This is a genomic window from Nocardia salmonicida, from assembly GCF_036142455.1.
GTDB classification, from domain to species: domain Bacteria; phylum Actinomycetota; class Actinomycetes; order Mycobacteriales; family Mycobacteriaceae; genus Nocardia; species Nocardia salmonicida.
Genome location: NZ_CP108014.1, coordinates 1,896,572 through 1,916,833 on the forward strand (window position 1 = coordinate 1,896,572; position 20,262 = coordinate 1,916,833).

Genomic DNA, 20,262 nt, shown 5'->3' on the forward strand with positions numbered 1-20,262 from the left:
CACAGGCTGATTCAAGCACCTGTTCTCGCGACGGTGGCCGCGATATCCGCGGCTCGACGTGCCTGCTCGACGGTGACCGGTTCGTGGGTGATGAACAGCCGGTGGAACAGCGGTGCGATGGCCAGCCGGATGATCTCGGTCGCGTCGATGTCGGGCGCGACCTCGCCACGGACGATCGCCCGCCGCACGATCTGCGCCGCCTCGTCGTGACGCGCGGCATAGAAGCCGCGCAGCGCGGCGGCGGCATCGGGGTGCTGCATGCCCGCTGCGACGAAAGCCGCTGCCACCGTGCCGGATTCGGGATCGGCGAAGCTCGCGCGCACCAGTTCGGTGAGTGCGCGCAGATCACCGGTGAGGGAGCCGGTGTCCGGGATCGGCCACGGCTGTTCCGCGGCGCGTTCCAGTGCGTCGGCGACCAAGCCCTCCGGGCCGCGCCAGCGCCGGTAGACGGTGGTCTTGTGGACCCCGGCTCGCTGGGCGACCGCGTCCACGGAGAGGCCCTGATAGCCCTGCTCGGCGAGTTCGGCCGTCGTCGCGTCGAGAACAGCCTCCCTGACCCGGGCACTCCGTCCGCCGGGGCGTCGTTGCGGTTCCAAAAACTACTCCCGTTGCGTTAGTCGGCTCGGTTTTGTAGGTTAAAGCTACATGAGTTGCGATTGGAGCACTGTTCGACCACTCAACGACTACCGCAGTGCGGTGGTCGTGGCGTCGCACGATCGGGCGTTCCGACGTCGTTTCCGGGGAATACAGAAGGGAATTGAAGATCTTGGCTGAGATCGTGCAGGTGATCGAGGTGCCCGGCGCGCCTTACGGAATCACTGTCGGGCCCGATGGGGCGCTGTGGTTCACGCTGGTCGCGCAGGGCGTGATCGGACGATTCGCCGACGGGCTCGTTCGGACTCATCCGCTCGAGCAGTCCGACGGACAACCCACGGTGATCGTGGCCGGGGCCGGTAATGCCCTGTGGTTCACCGAGTTCCACGGTGGTCGACTCGGCCGCATCACCGTCGACGGTGCGGTGACGAGCCGGTCCATGGAAGGCCCCTACGGTGCGTGCGTCGGGTCGGACGGGGCGCTGTGGTTCACCGAGTTGCAGGCGGGTCGGGTCGGGCGACTCGGCGCGGACGGCACCATCACCCGCGTCGAGGTCGACGGCATGCCCTCGATGATCACACCGGGGCCCGATGGGGCCGTGTGGCTCACGGTGAACCAGGGCAACGCCATCGCCCGGATCGACAACGACCTCGCGCTGCGGGTCCACCCGCTGCCCACGCCCGCGGCCGCGCCGGTCGGTATCGCCGCAGGCCCCGACAAGGCATTGTGGTTCACCGAGATCGGCGCAGGTGCCATCGGCCGGATCGACCTCGACGGCACCGTCACCGAGTTCGCCCTCCCGGACGCCGAGGCTCGCCCGCACGCGATCGTGGCAGGCAGCGACGGTGCCCTGTGGTTCACCGAGTGGGCGAGCTGCCGTCTCGGCCGGATCACCACCGACGGCGAGATCACCCACCTCGACCTACCTGGTGCCGAACCGCACGGACTCACGGTCGACGCGGCCGGAGACCTCTGGGTAGCGATGGAATCCGGTGCGCTGGTGCGGGTTTCGCCGTGACGGCGGCGTCGAAACCTACGGCGTGGTGAGCGCCTTGACCACCGCGGTGCCGAAGCCGAGGTCGTTGCTCGCCGGCATGCGGGTGTAGGTGCCGCCCGTCTGATCGGCGAGGGTCTGCAGGGTCTGGGTGCCCTGGCCGCCGATCACCACGACGTCGATGCGGATGGGTTTGCTCGAGGTGGTCGCCGCGGTGATCTGCTCGACCAGCGCGGTGCCGGTCAGCGTCGAGTCGTCGTCGGGGCCGTCGGTGATCAGCAGAATCGAGTTCGTGCGACCGGGGGAGTAACCGGCCACCGCGGCACGGTAGGCGGCGAGCAGACTGGGATAGGCCTGATCGGCGGTGAGCTGGCTCGGTTTCACCGCGGTGACCGCCGAGCCGACCGCGTTGCGTTGGGCGTCGGTGAGCAGATCGGTGGCCACCTGCGCCTTGTACGGGGTGGTGCCGTCGATGTTCTTGCCGAACGTCCACAGGCCGAGCCCGAAGTCGGGCGGCATCACCTGCAGTGTCGAGGCGACGGCGGCTATCGCGTTCGACAGGCGGGTGGTCGACCCCTCCGCGGTGCCCATCGACGACGACACATCGAGCAGGACCGTGGCGTTCACGCCGAGGACCGGGTTCGCCAGCGTCGACCGCACCTTCGCCAACGCCGCGCGCACCGGATTCGCCGGTGCCGAGCCGATGGCGGGCCCGAAGCCCTCGGTGGCGAGCGCACCCGCCTGCTCCGGTGCGCGCAGGAAGTCGATGAACCGCGACGCGATCAGATTCTGGGTCTTGTCGACCCACGGACCCGACACCAGCGCCGCGGGGTAGTCGGCCAGCGGCGCGATGCCGATCGGGCGGAACGCGGTGAGCCCGCCGGTGCCGAGCTGCTGCTGGGTCGCGGCGACCGCGTGCACCTCGTCGTCGGTGGGATTCGCGCTGATCGCCGACATGGCGGTCGTCAGATCGGCCGGTGCATGCGCGTCGGCGGCGAGCCCGGAGATCGCGGCAACGACCTGACCGGATTCGGCGGCCTGCTCGGTCAACGGCTCGGTCCCCGAGATCGAGGAACCGATCGCCGCCGCGGCCGCGGTCGTCGCGTCACCGGCGGGCAGCGCCATCCGCAGCCCGCCCCACCCGGTCAAACCGACTTCGTCGAGCGAGCCCTGCTGCAATCGCGGCAGGTCGGCCCAGGCGATCTGGTGCTGTTCGAGCGCTTGGCGCAGGGCATCGGGCACGGCGAGGACAATCGGACTGGTAGCGATGGAGGCGGGCGTGCCCTCGATGAGACCGGGCACCCGGACCAGTTCGACCGACCGGCTCGAGTCGGCGATCCACAGCCCCGGCTTCGGCCCGAGCGCCGGATCCCACGCCGCGACATCGGCCAGACCGGCGCCTACGGCGGTCGATGGGCGCGCCGACACTTCCACCCGCGCGCAGTGGTCACGCACCCGCGGCTTGCTCGCGTTGTACCGTTCGGCCGCGGCGCGAACCGGACCGGCGATGGCCGGATCGACCGTGACGTCGAGCGACGCGGCCCCTTCGACGCACTCGGCAGCGGCCGCGACGTCTGTCGAATCGGCGCGATCGCTGAGTTGGAACCACGCGAACACGGCCACGATCACCAGGACGAGAACCGATGCCGCGATAACCGGACCCTTGCTGATACTTCGAGAACTGGTCCCGTTGCGATGCGTACCCACGCGGCAAGTTTAAGGACATCACGCGACAACACGGCACAGCGCATACCCGTCTGCATCACCCCAGGTCACGGCCTCGGTAAGAGCCCGACATGCCGAACGGACACGGGGCCGGGTGTCAGGCGACACCCGGCCCCGGCCGGTCATGGACGAATCACGCGACCACGGTCGTATTCACGACCGCCCCACACCCCCGACTGGCCGGTCTGGGCCGCGTACTCGGCGCACCCCGCGAGCAACGGGCAACCGGCGCAGATCCGGCGGGCGTAGTCGAAGTCCTGCGACGGGTACGGGAACCACGCCTCGTGGTTGGGGTCACCTCGGCAGGCGGCGCGGTGCCACTGCCCCGAATCGGACAGGGTCAGCAGTTCGGTCAGTGCGAGGTCGGTGGTGGTCACGGCGCGTACTCCTTCCAGATCCGGCGCTGCTTGCGGGCGAGCGGGTCGGGAGCCTTGGGCTCCCACAGCAGCCGCATCCCCGCCTCTTCCGGGGTGCGGTCGGCCTTGCCCGCATTGCACGGTGCGCAGCAGGCGACGAGATTGCTCCAGGTATTCGGTCCGCCCCGGCTGCGGGGGCGGATGTGGTCGACGGTGTGGGCCCAGTCGGCGCAGTAACCGCACCGGTGCTTGTCGCGACGCAGCACCCCGGCCAGCGTGGCGCGGCTGTCGTCACCGATCGGCGCCACGTGCGCCAGGTAGACGTAGCGCACCAACCGGATCGTCTCCGGCAACGCGATGACCAGATGTTGCGACCGGATCGGGAACCGCGGCGCCCGCTCGATCACGGTCTCGGCGGCGCCGCTGATCAGCAATGTCACGGCTCGGTCGGCGGTGATTTCGTCGAGGGCCTCGTAGCTGGCATTCAGCACGAGCACCCTCGTGCGTATCCAGTCCTCGGATGCGGGGGCCGTCGGGTCGACGGCATGACGAATCATCATGGGAATCACCATGTTTCGGAGAGAGCGAACGTCCGGAGCAGAAAAGGAAACGGGCCGGTCAGGCCGCGAACCGGAGACGGCCGGAGCCATCGATACCCCGGCGCATGGCGCTGTGGGCCGAATTCGCGCGGCGATAGGTATGTTCCGAATCTCGCTGTGGCGCTTGCTGTTTCACGGCCGTCTCCTCCTCTCGATGCTGCTCGTCGGTTCCTCGCCCGATGCGAATCACCTGCGTGAAATCATGGTGACATACCGCGTCCGAAATGTCGGCTGATTTATTTTCGGTCGGCGGCGACGAGTTCCGCGCAGCGCTCGCCGACGAGCATCACGGTGATGTTCGGGTTGACCGTGGTGTGCGCGGGAAACACCGAGGCGTCGGCCACGCGCAGACCGTCGACACCCTTGACCCGCAGCTCAGGGTCGAGGGGACTCATCGGATCGTCGACCGCACCCATGCGGACCGTGCCCACCGGGTGATAGACGGTGTTGTGGGTCAGGCGGACGTAGTCGGCCAATTCGGCATCGGTCCGCACGTCCGGCCCCGGATACAACTCACGCCGCACCCAGTCCGACAACGGCGCTGTCGCGGCGATCTCGCGCGCCTTGCGCAGACCCGCGACCATCACCCGCATGTCGTGGCCGTCGGGATCGGTGAAGTAGCGCGGGTCCACCTTCGGCTTGTCCCGGAAGTCGCGCGAGCGCAACCGCACGGTGCCGCGTGAGCGGGCATGGGTGACGTTCGGGGTCAGGCAGAAGGTGTTCTCGGCGGTCGGGTAGCCCTGTCGCAGCGTGTGCATGTCGAAGGGGACGCTGCCGTAGTGCATCATCAGGTCGGGCCGGTCGAGGCCGTCTTCGGTCGTGGTGAAGATGCCCGCCTCCCACCATTGGGTGGAGCTGTCCACCATCGGTCGCGTCGTCTCGAAACCGATCACGCCCTCCGGATGGTCCTGCAGGTTCGCGCCGACACCGGGAGAGTCGACGATCACCTCGATTCCGTTCTCGCGCAGGTGAACCGTGGGTCCGATGCCCGAGAGCATAAGCAGCTTCGGCGAGTCGATGGCGCCGGCGGAGACGATCACTTCGTGGTCGGCGGTGATCCGGGTGGTGCGGCCGAACGCGTTGTCGGTGATGTCGACCCCAACGGCCCGCCCGTTCTCGATCACGATCTTCTTGGCCCAGGCGCCGGTCCGGACGGTGAGGTTCGGCCGGTCCAGATTCGGATGCAGGTAGCTGACCGACGACGACGATCGCGTGCCATCGGAACGCCGGTTGATCTGAAAGAAGTTGGCGCCGTTGACGACTGTGTTCCCGGAGTTGAACTCGGCGCGCGGAATACCGGCCGCCTCGCACGCGTCGAGCAAGGCCACACCGCACGGATCGTTGGGCGGCACCGTCATGATGTTCACCGGGCCGCCGCGGCCGTGATGCTCGCCGGGAGCGTCGTTGGTCTCGATCCGCGGATACAGCCGGTACACCGAATCGGCGCCCCATCCGGTGGCGCCGTGCTCGCGTTCCCAGGAGTCGAGATCCTCACGCGGAGCCCAGAACGCGATGCAGCTGTTGTGCGAGGAGCAGCCGCCGAGCACCTTGGCGCGGGCATGGCGCATGAACGAATTGCCGTTCTCCTGTGGCTCGATCGGGTAGTCCCAGTCGTAGCCCGATTCCAGCAGTTCCATCCAGCGATCGAGTCGCAGGATGGCCGGGTCGTCGACATCGGAGGGTCCCGCCTCGAGCAGACAAACGGTCACCGACGGGTCCTCCGACAGCCGCGACGCGACGGCCGCCCCCGCGGAACCGCCGCCGACAATCACGTAATCGTATGTGGTCACCGCTGTTCCTCTCGATCGGCGAACCAGCCGGTGACGCCCGGCCGGAGATTCTGGTAGACGTGCTTGGCCTCGCGATACTCGTGCAGCCCGGAAGGACCGAGCTCGCGGCCGACCCCCGAGCGGCCGAAACCACCCCACTCGGCCTGCGGCAGATACGGCCCGAAGTCGTTGACCCACACGGTGCCGTGCCGCAACCGGGCCGCGACGCGACGCGCGCGTGCGGCGTCACCGGACCACACCGCGCCCGCGAGACCGTACTCGGTGTCGTTGGCGATGGTGACGGCCTCGTCCTCGGTGGTGAAGGTTTCCACGGTCACGGTGGGCCCGAACGCCTCGTCGTGCACACACGCCATCGCGCGGGTGGCGCCGTCGATGACGGTCGGCAGGTAGAACCACCCGTTGTCGAGATTGCCGGAGCCCGCGTCGCCGGTGGCGAACGCACCACCGGTGCGGATGACGGCACCCTCGGCACGGGCCTGGTCGACATAGGCGTTCACCTTGTCGCGGTGGGCCGCCGAGATCAGCGGCCCGGTCTCGGTGCCCTCGGCGAAAGGCAACCCGAGCCGGATCTGCTCGGCGCGGCGCACCAACTCGCCGACGAACCGGTCGTGCGCCGATTCCTCGATCACCAGGCGAGCGCCCGCCGAACACACCTGGCCGGAGTGCAGGAACGCGGCGTTGAGTGCGTTGTCGACACTCGCGGCGAGGCGCTCATCGGTGTCGCAGGCGTCGGCGAAGACGACATTCGGATTCTTGCCGCCCAGCTCGAGCGCTACTTTTTTGACCGTGGCGGCCGCCTCGCGCGCGATGATCTTGCCGGTGGCCAGCCCGCCGGTGAACGAGACCAGGTCGACATCGGGATGCTCCGACAGCGGCGCACCCGCGCTCGCACCCGCACCGAGCACCAGATTCGCTACCCCGGCGGGCACGTCGAGATCGTCGAGCACCTGCATCAGCAGAATCGCGGTGTGCGGGGTCAGCTCGGCTGGTTTGAGCACGAACGTATTGCCGGCCGCCAAGGCCGGGGCGACCTTCCAGGCCGCCTGCAACAGGGGGTAGTTCCAGGGTGTGATCAATCCGCAGACACCGACCGGTTCGTAGACCACGCGGGAGTCGATATCGGGTGAGCCCGCGTCGACGACGCGGCCGGCGTCGTCGGCGGCGAGCTTGCCGAAATACCGGAAGCAGTTCGCGATATCGGACATGTCGATGTCGGACTCGTAGGGTCGCTTGCCGGTGTCGAGGGTTTCGGCGCGCGCGAACTCGGCCCGCCTGTCGTCGATGGTGTCGGCGACGCGCAGCAGCAGGTCGCCTCGTTCGGCGGCGGTGGTCTTGCGCCACGGCCCGTCGTCGAAGGCCCGGCGGGCCGCGGCGATCGCGGCGACGGTGTCGTCTCGGTCTGCCTCTGCGACGATGCCGACGAGGGAACCGTCGGCCGGACAGTGGATCTCGCGGGTCTGCCCGGACGCGGACGGGCGCCAGGAGCCGTCGATATAGAGGGTTTCGCTCATGTTGGATCCCTTCACAGATCGCTGTCGGTGCTGTCGCCGGCTTCGGGCTCGTGGTGATCTGTCGCCGAGCGGCGCAGGTGCAGGTAACCCAGGTGGCGCTCGTACTGGTCGAGAATGTCGCCGATGATCTGCTCGCGGCTGTAGCCGTTGAGCGAGTAGCCCTGCGATCCCTCGGCGAGGTAGACCTCGCAGCGGAAGTAGCGATCGTCGGACCGCTGCGCGAGCACGGCGTAGGTCGGGGCCGGTGCCGAAACCGGCCAGATGCCGTACTCGAAGCGGGGCTCACTGGCTTGATCGACCAGCAGACGCGGCGACGGCAGACCCTCGTTGGACTGCGAATCGTCGATGGTCGCCGTCATGCCCATGTGCTCGAATTCCGCTGCGACATCGTGCATCGCCGGATCGACGGTGCCGGTGATGAATTTGCGCGTCGCCGCGGCTCCCGGGTAGTTGATGGTCGAGAGCAACCGGCGACGCCAACTGCTGAGTTCGGCCGGGCCGCGGCCCGCGGCGAATGCCTTGGGCAGCGAGGTGCGGTAGCTGTCGAGCTTGAAGGACTCGTTGTGGACAGCGCGCAACAACGCGATGCCGATCAGCGCCAAGACGAACGAGAACGGCAGCCCCATGATGATGGTGGCGTTCTGCAGGGTCGTGATGGACCCGCCCGCACCGGCGAACAGCATCGACAAGGTGAGCACACCGATCGCGGCCGACCAGAAGATCCGGGTGCCGGTGGCGCAGTCGGCCATCGGATCGGGCAGTTTCGAGGTGAAATTGCCCATGACCAACGACCCCGAATCGGCGGTTGTCACATAGAAGAGCAGCCCGGTGATGGTCGCGATGCCGAACAACAGCGTCGCGCCGGGATATTTCTCGAGCAGAGAGTAGAAGCCGAGTTCGGCTTGGGCTGCGGTCTTCTCGGCGAAGGCGGTGTCGTCTCGGGCGACCTCGAGCGCGCTGTTGCCGAAGATCGAGATCCACATCAGGGTGAAGCTGAACGGCACCACGAGCACCCCGAAGATGAACTGGCGCAGCGTGCGTCCGCGCGAGATGCGCGCCAGGAACAGGCCGACGAACGGGGCCCAGGCCACCCACCAAGCCCAGAAGAACAACGTCCAGCTGTCCAGCCAGGTCGTCGGCGTGTTCGCCGTCTCGGGATTACGTTCCCAGGCGAAGGTGTCGAGGGTCCGGTCGGGGAAGGTCGACAGGTAGTCGCCCGCGTTCTGGGCCAGGCCGTTGAGCAGGAAAGAGGTATTGCCCGCTACCAGGATGTAGATCAGCAGCGCGATCGCCATGATGACATTGAGCTCCGACAATCGCCGGATGCCCTTGTCGACTCCGGTGGTAGCCGAGATCGTGGTGATGGCGACCGACAGCGCGATGAGCCCGATCTGGGCGGCCTTGCCCTGGGAAATCCCGAACAGCTGGTTCAGGCCGTAGTTGAGCTGCACGATGCCGATACCGAGCGAGGTGGCGATGCCGAAGATGGTGCCGAGCACCGCGGCCACGTCGATCGCGTCGCCCCACCGGCCGTGTACCCGCTTGCCGAAGATCGGATAGAGCGCGGCACGGATCGTCAACGGCAGGTTGTGCCGAAACGCGAAGTAGGCGAGCGCGCCGCCCATCAGCGCGTACATCGCCCAGCCGGTGATGCCGTAGTGGAAGATCGTCCAGGCCACCGCGTTGCGGGCAGTCGCGTTGGTGGCGGGCTCGCCGAGCGGCGGATGCAGGTAGTTGTAGACCGGCTCGGCGACCGAGAAGAACATCAGGTCGATGCCGATACCGGCCGCGAACAGCATCGACGTCCAGGAGAACAGGCTGTACTCCGGCCGCGATTCCTCCGGTCCGAGCCGATACCGGCCGTAGCGGCTGGCGCCGAGGAAGACGACGAGGCCGAGGATGGCCGTGGCGAGCACGAAGTACCACCAGCCGAACCAGGTGGAGATGAAGGTCTTGACCGTGCCGACGATGGTCTCGGCGCTCTCCGGTGCGGCCAACGCCCAGATCCCGAAGGCGAGCACGGTGCCGGCCGCGAGCCCGAAGACCGGTTTGTTGACCGAGCGCCGCCCGGCTACGGGATGTACCGGGACCACGTCCTGCGCGGTCCCGGTAGGTGGAAGTTCAGTGCCGTTGTCTCCGGGTTTGCTGACACCGCCCATGCGAGGCAGGCTAGTTCGTTCTCGCCCGTATATCGGGGACCTTCACCGGTTGCCGACCTCGTGTTCCAGCCGTCGCGAAAGCCCACACGACGAGACCGGCTACGGCGTAGAACGCGCCGGTCACGCAGGAGGCCCACCACCCCCAGGAGGTGTACGCCCACGCGGTCGTGATCGCGCCGAGGGCCGAACCGAGGGAGTAGCAGGCCATGTAGGCGCCGATGACGCTGCCCGCGCGGTCGGGGTGCGCGGTGGTCAGCAGATGCTGGCTGCTCACGTGCACCGCTTGGACGGTGAAGTCGAGCACGACGATGCCGATGACCAGCGATGCCAGGGTCGGACCGGTCCGAGCGATCAGCAGCCAGGACGCGGCGAGCGAGAGCAGCGACCACCCGGTGATCGACGGGGCGCGACCGGCATCGGCCCACCTACCGGCTCGTCCCGCGCCGAGAGCTCCCGCGAGTCCCACCAACCCGAACAACCCGATCTCGGTGGTGCCGAAAGACCAGGGTTCGGCGCCGAGCGGGAGCGCCAGGCCACTCCAGAGGGTGCCGAAGGAAGCGAACAGGAAAAAGGTGATCAGGCCCCGGCTCAGGAACAGTCGATCCGTCGCCACGAGGTGTCCCATCGACCGCAGAATCTGGGTGTATCGCCGACCGGATGTTCTGACGTCGGGGTCCAGGCCACCTCGGGTGACGAGGGCGAGCGTCACGCAGAGCACGGCGAGCAGCACATAGACGGATCGCCAGCCGAGCGTGTCCCCCAATACTCCCGCGACGATCCGGGCACCGAGGATGCCGATCACCACACCTGATGTCACGGCGCCGATGTTGCGGCCGCGTTCACCCGGCGCCGACACGGCGGCGACATAGGCGACCGTCACCTGCACGACAACCGCGAACAATCCGGCGATCGCGAGCCCGGCCACCGCGAGAACGCCGTTCGGCGCGGCGGCGGTGATCGCGGCCCCTACCGCGGTGAGCGTCAGTAGAACGCCGATGAGCCGATGCCGATTCACCGCATCGCCCAGCGGTACCAGAAGAATCAGCCCCGCGAAGTACCCGATCTGCCCAGCGGCGACCAACAGCCCCGATGACTGCGGTGACAGCCCCAGGTCGGCGCCGGCCAGCGCGAGGACCGGCTGGATCGCGTAGATCGTCGACACCGCCACGGCGCACACCGTCGCCAGCACCAACCGCTGCGTTCGCGTGACTCCCGATGCCATCCGACCTCCAATTGGTAGCAATATGAAACCAATTCACGGTAAGGCAGAATGGTTTCGAATTGCAACCCACAAGGAGGTGGCCATGGCACCGGAATCGGGCGCCGAACGTGAATGGACCGACCCCACCTGCCCGGTCGCCAGAACCGTCGACCTGGTGGGCGACCGGTGGAGCCTGCTCATCGTGCGCGACGCCATGGACGGACCGGGCTCGTTCACCGAGTTCCGGCAGCGGCTCGGCATCGCGCGCAACATCCTCGCCGACCGACTCCGCCGACTCGTCGAGGACGGCATCCTCCGCACCAGCGCCACCCCGAGCGGCAAGCGTCACGTCTACGAGCTGACTGCCGCCGGGCGGGACCTGTTCACCACCATCGTCGCGCTACGGCAGTGGGGAGAACGTCATGCCTTCGCCGAGGACGAACCCCGCTCGACGCTGGTGGACCGTGACGGGAGACAGCTCGCCGAGCTGTCTGCCCGCGATCGGTCCGGTGCGGTGGTCACCGCCGACACCACCGGCGTGCGCCGAGTGGACTGAGTCCACACCTCGACCCTCGCCGGTGACCGTCCGGACTTCTCAGTGGCCCACGATCAGAGGTTGCCGACCTCGCGTTCGAGGCGGCGGGCGACGAGGTCGCGAGCTTCCTCGATGAGCTTGGGTCGGAAGCCGCTGGGATACACCGGATCCGCCGGTGTGTAATTCTTGAGCACTTCCTTGGCGAGGGTGATCTTGTGGACCTCGGTGGGGCCGTCGGCGATGGCCATGACCTCGGCGTAGGTGGTCATGTCGAGGAAGGGGAGGTCGGTGCTCACGCCCATCGCGCCGTGCAGATGCAGTGCGCGGCGGGCGATATCGTTCATGACGGTCGGCATGGCGATCTTGATGGCGGCGATGTCCTTGCGGACGGCGCGGTAGTCCTGGGCCTGGTCGATGCGCCAGGCAGTGCGCAGGACCAGCAGCCGGAACTGCTCCATCTGGATCCAGCTGTCGGCGATGCGCTCCTGGGTCATCTGGAAGCCACCGAGCACGCCCTTGCGGGCCGGGCGTGAGACGGCGCGCTCGCACATCATGTCGAAGGCCTTGCGTACCAACGCGACCGTGCGCATCGCGTGGTGTACCCGGCCGCCGCCCAGGCGGGTCTGCGCGACGACGAACCCAGCGCCTTCGGCGCCGAGCAGATGATCGGCGGGCACCCGGACATCGGTGAATCGAAGGTGTGCTTCGTGTTCGCTGAACCCGGGCACGGTGAAGTTGCGCACCAGTTCCAGGCCGGGCGCATCGGCGGGGACGATGAACATCGACAACCGCTGGTGGGGTTCGGCCTCGGGATCGGTCACCACCATCACGATGTGGAAGGTGGCGAACTCGGCGGCGGAGTTGAACCACTTCTCGCCGTTGATCACCCACTCGTCACCGTCGCGCACCGCGGTGGTCCGGAACGCGGTCGGGTCCGAGCCGCCGGTGGGCTCGGTCATCGCGTAGCAGGAGCCGATCTCGCCGTCGAGCAAGGGCTGCAGATATTTTGCCTTCTGCTCCTCGGTGCCGAAATGGGCCAGGATCTCGGCGTTGCCGGAATCCGGTGCCTGACAACCGAAGACGAGCGGTGCCCACATCGAGGTGCCGAGTACTTCGTTGAGCAGCGCCAGCTTGAGCTGACCGAATCCGGGCCCGCCGAGCTCGGGACCGAGATGGCAGGCCCACAGGCCCGCGTCCTTGACCTGCTGTTGCAGTGGCCGCATCAGCGCCCGGATCTCGGGGTCGCTGCGGTCGTAGGGGTTGGGGTAGAGCAGATCCAGGGGCTCGACCTCGGTGCGGACGAACTCCGCCACCCAGTCGAGCTTGCGCTGGTACTCTGGATCGGTCTCGAAATCCCAAGCCATGGTCAGCCTTTCGTGTTGTCGCCGGTGGCGCGTAGCCCGGACAGGACGGTGTCGGTGAGGATGTCGGCGATCTCGGCAGGGGAGTGGGTGCCGCGCTCGCGGTACCAGTAGCCGAGGGAATTGAGCATGCCGAGCATGCCGTTGGTGACGATGTGGTCGGCGGTGCGCAGTTGCCCGGCCGCGTGGCCCGCGTCGATGACGTCTTGCCAGAGGTGCTGGAGCCGGTCGCGCAGCTGCTGCAGGACGACGGCGTGTTCGCGGGTGAGCGCGTCGGCGTCGCGCAGGTGTACAGCCACCGCGCGCCGGTGGGTGATGATCAGTTCGACATGGCTGCGAATCAGCAGGCGCACGGTGTCGAGAGGGTCGGAGCCCGCCTCGACGATGCGTTCGGCGTCGGCGAGCAGCAGCCGGGTGTAGTCGCGCAGGATCGCCCACAGCAGGTCTTCCTTCGAGCCGATGTGGTAGTACAGCGCACCCCGCTGGACGTCGGCTTTCGCGCCGATCTCGGCGACCCCGGTGGCATGGAAACCGCGTTCGGCGAACAGCTCGAGTGCCGCGTCGTGGATCCGTTCCCGCGTGTCCGCGCGCTCGGTGGCCCGGGGACGTCCGCGACGACGCATGGGGGATACCGGTTCGGTTGTCACGGCGCCTCCGTTCGGTCCGGCTCCCGACTTAATGTTCCGGTCAGTACATTAATTGTCCCCGCACCTACAATCAAGGGGTGATCCGCCGCGCCCATGCCTCCGACCTCGGCGGCTCGGCGTGGCGGAATGGACGAAGCCCGCAGGGCGTTCGAACCCACACGAGGTGTCACCTCTACCCACGGGTAACATGACATCGACTTATCCCACCCGGTTTTCACCAAAGTGAGGCAGTAGATGACAGAGCGGATTCAGGTCGGCGGGCTCCAGGTGGCGAGCGTTCTTCACGATTTCATCGAGAACGAGGCGCTCCCCGGTACCGGCGTAGATTCCGCCGCGTTCTGGGCCGGTGCCGAGCAGATCATCAACGACCTCGCCCCGCGTAACCGCGCTCTGCTCGCTGAGCGCGACGAGTTCCAGGGCAAGCTCGATGCTTGGCACGGCGAGAACCCGGGCACCGGCTACGACAAGGCCGCCTACAAGCAGTTCCTGACCGAGATCGGTTACCTGCGGCCCGAGCCCGCGCCGTTCCAGATCGGCACCGGCAACGTCGACACCGAGATCGCCGCCACCGCGGGCCCGCAGCTCGTGGTGCCGGTGATGAACGCGCGCTTCGCGATCAACGCCGCCAACGCGCGCTGGGGCTCGCTCTACGACGCGCTCTACGGCACCGACGCCATCCCCGAGGCCAACGGCGCGGAGAAGGGCAGCGGCTACAACCGCGTGCGCGGCGACAAGGTCATCGAGTGGGGCCGTAACTTTCTCGACGACGCCGTCACCCTGATCACCGGTTCGCACATCGGTTCGTCGTACTACAAGATCGTCGACGGCGAGCTCGAGATCGGCCTGGAAGACGGCACCGACATCGGCCTGGCCGACCCGTCGCAGCTCGTCGGCTACCTGGGCGATCCCGAGGCCCCGACCTCGATCCTGCTCAAGCACAACGGGCTGCACATCGAGATCCAGGTCGACGCCGACTCGCCGATCGGCTCCACCGACACCGCCGGTGTCAAGGACATCGTCCTGGAGTCCGCGCTCACCACGATCATGGACTTCGAGGACTCGGTCGCCGCGGTCGACGCCGACGACAAGGTCGTCTGTTACCGCAACTGGCTCGGCCTGATGAAGGGCGACCTGGCCGAGGAAGTCTCCAAGGGCGGCAAGACCTTCACCCGCACCATGAACCCCGACCGCGTGTTCACCGCGCTCGACGGCTCCGAGCTGGTCCTGCACGGTCGTTCGCTGCTGTTCGTGCGCAACGTGGGCCACCTGATGACCTCCGACGCGATCATCGACGCCGAGGGCAACGAGGTCCCCGAGGGCATCCTGGACGGCCTGATCACCTCGCTGATCGCCGTGCACTCGCTCAACGGTGACAACACTCGCCTCAACTCGCGCACCGGCTCGGTCTACATCGTGAAGCCGAAGATGCACGGCCCCGACGAGGCCGCGTTCACCAACGAGCTGTTCGGCCGGATCGAGGATGTCCTCGGCCTGACCCGCAACACCCTCAAGGTCGGCATCATGGACGAGGAGCGCCGCACCACGGTCAACCTCGCCGGCTCGATCGAGGCCGCCAAGGACCGCGTGGTGTTCATCAACACCGGCTTCCTCGACCGCACCGGCGACGAGATCCACACCTCCATGGAGGCCGGGCCGATGGTCCGCAAGGCCGAGATGAAGGCCCAGACCTGGATCACCTCCTACGAGGACTGGAACGTCGACACCGGCCTGGCCAAGGGTCTGCCCGGCAAGGCGCAGATCGGCAAGGGCATGTGGGCCATGCCCGACCTGATGGCAGGCATGCTCGAGCAGAAGATCGGCCACCCCAAGGCCGGCGCCAACACCGCGTGGGTGCCCTCGCCGACCGCCGCCACCCTGCACGCCACCCACTACCACCTGGTGGACGTGTTCAAGCAGCAGTCGCAGATCGCCAAGGGCGGCCCCCGCGCCACCGTCGACCAGATCCTCGAGATCCCCCTCGCCCAGTCCACCGACTGGACCGACGAGGAGAAGCGTCAGGAGCTGGACAACAACTCCCAGGGCATCCTGGGCTACGTCGTCCGCTGGATCGATCACGGTGTCGGCTGCTCCAAGGTGCCCGACATCAACGACATCGGCCTGATGGAAGACCGTGCCACCCTGCGCATCTCGAGCCAGCTGGTCGCCAACTGGCTGCGCCACGGCATCGTCACCGAGGCCGACGTGATCGCCAGCCTCGAGCGGATGGCCCCGGTCGTCGACCGCCAGAACGCGAACGACAAGACCTACCGCCCGCTGGCCCCGAACTTCGATGACAACATCGCGTTCCAGGCCGCCAAGGAACTGGTCCTGGAAGGCACCACGCAGCCCAACGGCTACACCGAGCCGATCCTGCACCGGCGTCGCCGCGAGTTCAAGGCCGCGCAGAAGTAGTGGTGTCGAGTTCTTGAAAAGTAGCTCGTAGCAGCGCTTTTCGTGTGAGGCCCCGCATCGGAGACATCCGAGGCGGGGCCTCTGCCGTCACTGGAGATCGCCTCGGGATACCGGCTCGTCACGCTCGAAACGGTCACAGGCAGAACGCGCTGACATCGTCCACAGAAGTTGTCTACCACCGGGTTCGCTTCTCTCCTTCGGGCTGACGTCGCGGCGATGCGGCGTGGGTTGTGGCCGTCCGGTGTCGGCTACAGGTACGCAAGGTTCCCGCGATCGGCGCGTTGTGCCTTGATCGGCGTGAAGTCGCCGCGGAGACGTGGTCGCGGCAATGGATGATCCGCTGCTCTGTACCGCACACGGTTCGGATACGCGCGGGTCTTCAACGGCGCACAGAAATCGGACCTGGCACGGGGCCGTCAGGCTTCTCGGCGCATCCGCTCCGCGGCATCGGCGCCGATACCGACGAGCAGCGCGACCAGCTCCTCACGCCCGACTCCGGACTCTCCTCTCAGCCACAGCGCTACCACATGGTGGGTGCCTGCCACGAGTAGATGGCCGAGCAGGCGGGCGGTTGCCCGCGGCGGGCTGGTGCCGACCAGCCGGACGAGCAGCTGGTCGGTCAGGGCGCCGACCGCGGCCTCGCGGACGGCCATGCCCGCGGGGCTGCCGGCCGACTCCAGGTAGAACCGGGCTACCCGGGGGTCGTCCATGACCGAGAGCGCGCTGCGGGCGGCTACCTCCAGCAACTGTTCGGCGGGGTCATCGGGTTTCAGTCCGGAGTCCTCGACAGCCCGACCGACCTGCTCGAAGACCAGCTGAAGGGCGCCTGCGACCAGCTCGTCGAGGGAGGCGAAGCTCTCGTAGAAGTAGCGCTTGCCGACGCCGGCGGAGGCGCACACCGACGCCACCGTCAACACGCCGAGACCGCTCTCGCCGACGACGTCGAGCACTGCCTCGAGTAGCCGCGCCCGACGCTGCTCGCGCCGCGCGCCGCTGGGCATGCCCGCGTAGGGGCGTGCGGGGGAGGTCATGGCGAGCATCTTGACACGCCGTGCCGCAACCTGTCACGTTATTAGGAACCAAAACGATCCGGTTCCTGAATCGGATTTCTGTCCGACAGTCCAAGGAGGCTCGTCATGGTTTGTTGTGTGGCCGCGCTCGCGGTGATGGCCGCGCTCGACCGGCTCCTACGCGCGCTGCGTGGGAGCGACGGGACCAGCTGGTCCGGTCGGAACGCGTTCGCGCGGGAGACGGTGTTCGCTCCACCCGCTCGCTACGTGGTGACCCGATGAGCCCGATCACCGGGGCCACGCCGTTACGCACGATGACCGTGGCACTCACCCCGCTGGACGAGCGCGCGCCGCTGCTACCACCGGTCACCCTGCGGGTCATGCTGCGCGTAGGAGGTGGCCTCGGTGTCGTCTGGCTGCTCGGCGCGGCTCTGACCCTCACCGGCGCCGACCGGCTCCGACTCCTGGGCGCGGGTTTGATGCTGCCAGGCGGCCAGCACCTCGCGAGCGGCCATCTGCTGCACGCGCTCGTCGCGGTGCTGGCCATCGGCGCGGCCATGCTGATCTGGTGGATGATCGGCGCGGTCGTCGCGCCTGTCACGGTATGGGCGCTCGACCTCGCTCTCGGTTCCGTGACGAGCCACCACCCCACCGACATCGGGCTGGGCGCCGTCGCCGTCGCCGGGCCGACTCTGGCCGCGCTCTGTCTCGCCGCGCACGCGGTGCGGCACAACCGGCGCCGACAGCGGGCCGCGCGCCTCAACGCGGGCGTTCTGGCTAGGCCGGCCACCATCACCCAGGTGCCCTCGCGCGTCGAGCCGCCGGTGCGTGAGGCGAGCACCGACGACCTCGAGCGGCTCCGGTTCGCGCTCGATCTCGCCCTGCAGCCGGTGGCGTCCTTCGACGGGTTCGACCGGCGCGATCAGTTCCGCGAGGCAGCGCTGCGCTATCAACTCTGCCTGCTCGGCTACGCGCTGGCGGCCTACCGCCACACTTGCGCTCCGGCCTTCGGCGGCTATCTCACCGAGGCGCACGCCCGCTCGATCGAGAAGATGGGTGATCGGCGGGTGTGGGGGTATTGGGCGCTGGAGAACGCGTGGGGGCGGCTGTCACTGCGCCGCGATCCGGTCGACAACGGCGACAACGTCATGCTCACCGGCTGGCAGGGCGTATCGGTCGGCCTCTTCGAGACCTTCGACGACGCCCGCTTCTCCGCACCGGGCGGGCTCACCTACCGCTGGTCCGACGACGAGGCCTACCGCTACGACCTCCCTGCGCTGGCCTCCTCGATCGCGACCAACATGGAGCGCTCGGCGTTCACGCTGTTCTCCTGCGAACCACGGTGGATATATCCCGTCTGCAACACCTTCGCGGTCAACACCCTGCTCATGGACCGCCGTCTGCACGGCGGGATCGCGTACGACCGACTGCACGAGCGCGTCCGGACCGCCTACCTCGAGGAGTTCCATCGCCCCGACGGCCGTGTCGTCGGTGTCCGCTCCGAAACCCTCGGCTTGTCGTGGAGTCCGTGGGCCGGCGACGCCGTGTGGCTGCCCACGACCTACTGGCTGCACCCCGCGTACCCCGAACTCGCGCACCGATCCTGGCGGCTGTTGCGCGAGACCGTCCTGCAGGAGCGCGACGGCCGCTTCGTTCTGCCTGCGACGTTGGCCAACCGCTGCGACTCCGGCTCCTATGCCTTCGGCGGTGAGGCGTTCGGGCAGATCCTGCTGGCGATGGCCGCCCGTGAGATCGGTGACGAGCAGATCGCCGCCCGCGTACTCGCCCACTTGGCCGACACCGAGACCACCCACCGCGCGGGCGGGGCGGCGCGCTACGCCGGCGTCTCGACCCAGGGCAATCTCTACGAGCTGATGGCGCGGTTCGGCCGCGCGTCGGGGTTGCGCGACCTCATCGGACACGGTCTGCCGGACGCCTGGCGCACCGGCCCCCGGCTCGCCGACGCCGACTACCCCGATGTCCTGGTGGCCAGGACACTCACCGATGGCGTTGCGCTGCACTGTGTCCTGCGACCGGGCGCGGGTCCGGTGCGCACCACCGTCGTCGTCGACCGACTGGTACCCGGACGCTCCTACCACGTGGCGGGAGCGCTCGAGCGTGAGGTCGTGGCCGACCGAGCGGGATGTACGACGCTCACCCTCGACCTCGGTGGACGCCTCCAACTCGACGTGGAGCCGCGACCGTGACCCGCGCGAGCAACCACATTTCCGGGGCGCAGGTGCGGCGCCGCATCGCCGCGCTCGACCCCATTCGCGACGCCGACGAGATCGCCCGCCTCTCGCTGACAGTCCTGCACGGCCACGGTGCGTTGGTGTACGCGCTGTTCACCGTAGCCTTCCTCAAGCAGGTGGCGGTGCCGACGATGGCGCGCACGCTGTACCGCCGCGGCACGGGCGACATCGTCTGTGACACCCTGCGCCGCAACGACGACACGATCGTCTTCTTCGGCAGCCTGCTCGAGCACGGACCAGACTCCGCGGTCGGCAGTGCCTGGATCGAACGGCTCAACGAGATCCACGCGCACTTCCCCTTGCGCGACCAGGATTCCGTCTACACTCTCGCTACGCTGGCTCTTGACCCGCACGCCATCACCTCCGACCTCGGTGTCCGGCTGTTCTCCGAGGCTGAGCGGGAAGCGCACTGGCGATTCTGGCGGGCGGTGGCGGTACGCCAGCACCTCGTCGACCTACCCGACGAGCGTGCCGAACTCGCCCGCTGGGCGCTCGCCTACGAGCAGCGCGAGTACGCGGCCTCCGACGACGGACGCGCGATCGCCCGCGCCCTGATCGACGCCTTCGGCAGGCGCTGCTTGCCCTGGCCTGTGCGGTCCGCCGCGCCCCGGGTTATCGCTACGTTCTGCCCCGAGTCGCTTCGTCGCGTGCACGGCCTCCCCGAGCCCGACCTCGCGACCCGTTCGCTGGTGGCCGCCGGGCTGCGCGCCTACGCGGCAATCGTCGACCTCCAACGCGTCGACCCGCATCGGTCCCTCGCCGTCGACTTCGGCGAACGGCGCTACGGATCGCGCACACCCGACGAAGTCGGGTACCAGCGTGGCGGCACCCCCCACCGCGCCCACCCCCCATCGGACGGCGAACCTGACCGGTAAGTCCTCGAGCGTGGCCCGCCCTCGGATGGGCCACAGTCAGGGCCTAGGCCCCATCGGCAAACTGTCGCAGGCGCGGTGCCGCCAGCCACCGGTTCGGCTCGGCGCGAGTCGTGTTCGTGGCTCGGGAGCGTCCGGACCGGTGGGCGCCCTCGGTCGTCAGGTGTACTCGCAGCAGCGGTGTGGTAAGTCGGGCGCGAACACTGTGGGCGGGCCTGGATCGAGGCGAGTCACGGCGCTGGAA

Annotated in this window: 18 protein-coding genes; 7 read left to right on the forward strand and 11 right to left on the reverse strand. The window is 68.1% G+C overall.

The window, feature by feature from the left end:
- Window positions 1-11: 11 nt before the first annotated feature.
- On the reverse strand, window positions 12-596 hold the full coding sequence (locus tag OHS03_RS08950; RefSeq protein ID WP_328662297.1) for a TetR/AcrR family transcriptional regulator: 585 nt from the start codon (window positions 594-596) through the stop codon (window positions 12-14).
- Between the two features lie 170 nt (window positions 597-766).
- Between OHS03_RS08950 and OHS03_RS08955 the strand changes: the two genes are divergently transcribed.
- A complete protein-coding gene (locus OHS03_RS08955; protein ID WP_405151631.1) occupies window positions 767-1,612 on the forward strand; it encodes a Vgb family protein in 846 nt (281 codons plus the stop codon).
- 15 nt (window positions 1,613-1,627) lie between these two features.
- On the opposite strand, the gene OHS03_RS08960 is transcribed toward OHS03_RS08955, so the two are convergent.
- The 3 genes from OHS03_RS08960 to OHS03_RS08970 form a co-directional block, all read right to left on the reverse strand.
- Window positions 1,628-3,295 carry a vWA domain-containing protein gene (locus OHS03_RS08960; RefSeq protein ID WP_328662299.1) on the reverse strand — a complete coding sequence of 556 codons (1,668 nt, stop codon included), beginning with the start codon at window positions 3,293-3,295 and terminating at the stop codon, window positions 1,628-1,630.
- 140 nt (window positions 3,296-3,435) lie between these two features.
- Complete coding sequence (locus OHS03_RS08965; RefSeq protein ID WP_056817644.1) at window positions 3,436-3,690, reverse strand: WhiB family transcriptional regulator; 255 nt, start codon at window positions 3,688-3,690, stop codon at window positions 3,436-3,438.
- Entirely contained in the window at window positions 3,687-4,229 is a 543-nt protein-coding gene (locus tag OHS03_RS08970; protein WP_407942466.1) for an HNH endonuclease, read from the reverse strand. The genes OHS03_RS08965 and OHS03_RS08970 overlap by 4 nt, the downstream gene beginning before the upstream one ends.
- On the opposite strand from OHS03_RS08970, the gene OHS03_RS08975 reads away from it, so the two are divergent.
- Window positions 4,228-4,503, forward strand: a complete 276-nt coding sequence (locus OHS03_RS08975) for a hypothetical protein (protein ID WP_328662301.1) — start codon at window positions 4,228-4,230, stop codon at window positions 4,501-4,503. The two genes, OHS03_RS08970 and OHS03_RS08975, sit on opposite strands and share 2 nt — an antisense overlap.
- Window position 4,504: 1 nt before the next feature.
- Here OHS03_RS08975 and OHS03_RS08980 read toward each other — a convergent pair whose 3' ends face one another.
- Genes OHS03_RS08980 through OHS03_RS08995 form a run of 4 tightly spaced genes read right to left on the reverse strand, consistent with a single transcriptional unit; the run spans window position 4,505 to window position 10,950 of the window.
- Window positions 4,505-6,058, reverse strand: coding sequence for a GMC family oxidoreductase (locus OHS03_RS08980; protein WP_328662302.1), 1,554 nt, complete (start codon window positions 6,056-6,058; stop codon window positions 4,505-4,507).
- Window positions 6,055-7,569: an aldehyde dehydrogenase family protein gene (locus OHS03_RS08985; protein WP_328662304.1), complete on the reverse strand. Its 1,515-nt coding sequence runs from the start codon at window positions 7,567-7,569 to the stop codon at window positions 6,055-6,057. Before OHS03_RS08985 ends, OHS03_RS08980 begins: the two co-directional genes overlap by 4 nt.
- Window positions 7,570-7,580: 11 nt before the next feature.
- Complete coding sequence (gene betT, locus OHS03_RS08990; protein ID WP_328662305.1) at window positions 7,581-9,728, reverse strand: choline BCCT transporter BetT; 2,148 nt, start codon at window positions 9,726-9,728, stop codon at window positions 7,581-7,583.
- 10 nt (window positions 9,729-9,738) lie between these two features.
- Complete coding sequence (locus OHS03_RS08995) at window positions 9,739-10,950, reverse strand: MFS transporter (RefSeq protein WP_328662307.1); 1,212 nt, start codon at window positions 10,948-10,950, stop codon at window positions 9,739-9,741.
- Window positions 10,951-11,032: 82 nt separating this feature from the next.
- On the opposite strand from OHS03_RS08995, the gene OHS03_RS09000 reads away from it, so the two are divergent.
- Window positions 11,033-11,485: a winged helix-turn-helix transcriptional regulator gene (locus OHS03_RS09000; RefSeq protein ID WP_328662308.1), complete on the forward strand. Its 453-nt coding sequence runs from the start codon at window positions 11,033-11,035 to the stop codon at window positions 11,483-11,485.
- 53 nt (window positions 11,486-11,538) lie between these two features.
- On the opposite strand, the gene OHS03_RS09005 is transcribed toward OHS03_RS09000, so the two are convergent.
- Together OHS03_RS09005 and OHS03_RS09010 are read right to left on the reverse strand one after the other, a co-directional pair.
- Window positions 11,539-12,828, reverse strand: a complete 1,290-nt coding sequence (locus OHS03_RS09005) for an acyl-CoA dehydrogenase family protein (protein ID WP_056817637.1) — start codon at window positions 12,826-12,828, stop codon at window positions 11,539-11,541.
- A gap of 2 nt (window positions 12,829-12,830) precedes the next feature.
- Window positions 12,831-13,448 (reverse strand): TetR/AcrR family transcriptional regulator, encoded by a 618-nt coding sequence (locus OHS03_RS09010; protein ID WP_328664148.1) that lies wholly within the window; start codon window positions 13,446-13,448, stop codon window positions 12,831-12,833.
- A 258-nt stretch (window positions 13,449-13,706) separates the two neighbouring features.
- On the opposite strand from OHS03_RS09010, the gene OHS03_RS09015 reads away from it, so the two are divergent.
- Window positions 13,707-15,884, forward strand: a complete 2,178-nt coding sequence (locus tag OHS03_RS09015) for a malate synthase G (RefSeq protein ID WP_328662309.1) — start codon at window positions 13,707-13,709, stop codon at window positions 15,882-15,884.
- Window positions 15,885-16,300: 416 nt separating this feature from the next.
- On the opposite strand, the gene OHS03_RS09020 is transcribed toward OHS03_RS09015, so the two are convergent.
- Window positions 16,301-16,915 carry a TetR/AcrR family transcriptional regulator gene (locus OHS03_RS09020; protein ID WP_328662310.1) on the reverse strand — a complete coding sequence of 205 codons (615 nt, stop codon included), beginning with the start codon at window positions 16,913-16,915 and terminating at the stop codon, window positions 16,301-16,303.
- Between the two features lie 105 nt (window positions 16,916-17,020).
- On the opposite strand from OHS03_RS09020, the gene OHS03_RS09025 reads away from it, so the two are divergent.
- Genes OHS03_RS09025 through OHS03_RS09035 form a run of 3 tightly spaced genes read left to right on the forward strand, consistent with a single transcriptional unit; the run spans window position 17,021 to window position 20,021 of the window.
- Window positions 17,021-17,176, forward strand: a complete 156-nt coding sequence (locus OHS03_RS09025; RefSeq protein ID WP_328662311.1) for a hypothetical protein — start codon at window positions 17,021-17,023, stop codon at window positions 17,174-17,176.
- The gene (locus OHS03_RS09030) at window positions 17,173-19,101 is read left to right on the forward strand and encodes a linalool dehydratase/isomerase domain-containing protein (protein ID WP_328662312.1); all 1,929 of its coding nucleotides are present in this window, start codon (window positions 17,173-17,175) and stop codon (window positions 19,099-19,101) included. Before OHS03_RS09025 ends, OHS03_RS09030 begins: the two co-directional genes overlap by 4 nt.
- Window positions 19,098-20,021, forward strand: a complete 924-nt coding sequence (locus tag OHS03_RS09035; RefSeq protein ID WP_328662313.1) for an oxygenase MpaB family protein — start codon at window positions 19,098-19,100, stop codon at window positions 20,019-20,021. The genes OHS03_RS09030 and OHS03_RS09035 overlap by 4 nt, the downstream gene beginning before the upstream one ends.
- Window positions 20,022-20,262: the final 241 nt, after the last annotated feature.

Coding starts and splice junctions, on each gene's coding strand:
- OHS03_RS08975 (WP_328662301.1), top strand. CDS start 4,228: ATGGGAATCACCATGTTTCGGAGAGAGCGAACGTCCGGAGCAGAAAAG.
- OHS03_RS08970 (WP_407942466.1), bottom strand. CDS start 4,229: ATGATGATTCGTCATGCCGTCGACCCGACGGCCCCCGCATCCGAGGAC.
- OHS03_RS08985 (WP_328662304.1), bottom strand. CDS start 7,569: ATGAGCGAAACCCTCTATATCGACGGCTCCTGGCGCCCGTCCGCGTCC.
- betT (WP_328662305.1), bottom strand. CDS start 9,728: ATGGGCGGTGTCAGCAAACCCGGAGACAACGGCACTGAACTTCCACCT.
- OHS03_RS08995 (WP_328662307.1), bottom strand. CDS start 10,950: ATGGCATCGGGAGTCACGCGAACGCAGCGGTTGGTGCTGGCGACGGTG.
- OHS03_RS09000 (WP_328662308.1), top strand. CDS start 11,033: ATGGCACCGGAATCGGGCGCCGAACGTGAATGGACCGACCCCACCTGC.
- OHS03_RS09005 (WP_056817637.1), bottom strand. CDS start 12,828: ATGGCTTGGGATTTCGAGACCGATCCAGAGTACCAGCGCAAGCTCGAC.
- OHS03_RS09010 (WP_328664148.1), bottom strand. CDS start 13,448: ATGCGTCGTCGCGGACGTCCCCGGGCCACCGAGCGCGCGGACACGCGG.
- OHS03_RS09015 (WP_328662309.1), top strand. CDS start 13,707: ATGACAGAGCGGATTCAGGTCGGCGGGCTCCAGGTGGCGAGCGTTCTT.
- OHS03_RS09020 (WP_328662310.1), bottom strand. CDS start 16,915: ATGACCTCCCCCGCACGCCCCTACGCGGGCATGCCCAGCGGCGCGCGG.
- OHS03_RS09025 (WP_328662311.1), top strand. CDS start 17,021: ATGGTTTGTTGTGTGGCCGCGCTCGCGGTGATGGCCGCGCTCGACCGG.
- OHS03_RS09030 (WP_328662312.1), top strand. CDS start 17,173: ATGAGCCCGATCACCGGGGCCACGCCGTTACGCACGATGACCGTGGCA.